This window comes from Myxococcus llanfairpwllgwyngyllgogerychwyrndrobwllllantysiliogogogochensis, from assembly GCF_006636215.1.
GTDB classification, from domain to species: Bacteria; Myxococcota; Myxococcia; order Myxococcales; family Myxococcaceae; genus Myxococcus; species Myxococcus llanfairpwllgwyngyllgogerychwyrndrobwllllantysiliogogogochensis.
The window spans coordinates 1-383 of record NZ_VIFM01001028.1; the positions used below are offsets into that span (position 1 = coordinate 1).

Below are 383 nucleotides of genomic sequence, written 5' to 3' on the forward strand. Positions count from 1 at the left end.
GGACTTGACTTGAGCGTGCGACCACAGTGAATTTTTAGAAAAAATTGAATCCGCACAAAATTGACTCAATCGCTTGAAGGCGCTGCTTGCTGGCGATTTTCTGACCGGCAATGACCGTAGATCCGCGCCGCATTCGCAGACGATGGGCATAGGTCGAAGTATCATTCTATTAATTGGCACAACAAGCATTTTGCACTTAGGGCATGAAATTCTTAACCATTCTTCATGAATTGTGCACGTCAATGCGGGCTGCATCTGATGAATTCGATGAAGATAGGGCTCACCGTATTTTTTGAAGTCCTCATCAAGGCAGGAAGGACAGAAACGCACAGCGGGTTGGTGATTGCAAGGAATGAATCCAAGGGACCTAAGTCTCCCACTTC

General features: G+C 46.5%; 1 protein-coding gene. It reads right to left on the bottom strand.

Annotated elements, in window-relative coordinates; translation table 11 throughout:
- Positions 1-330: TniQ family protein (locus FJV41_RS56720; RefSeq protein ID WP_220138088.1), on the bottom strand; the 330-nt coding region annotated here is incomplete at its 3' end.
- Positions 331-383: the final 53 nt, after the last annotated feature.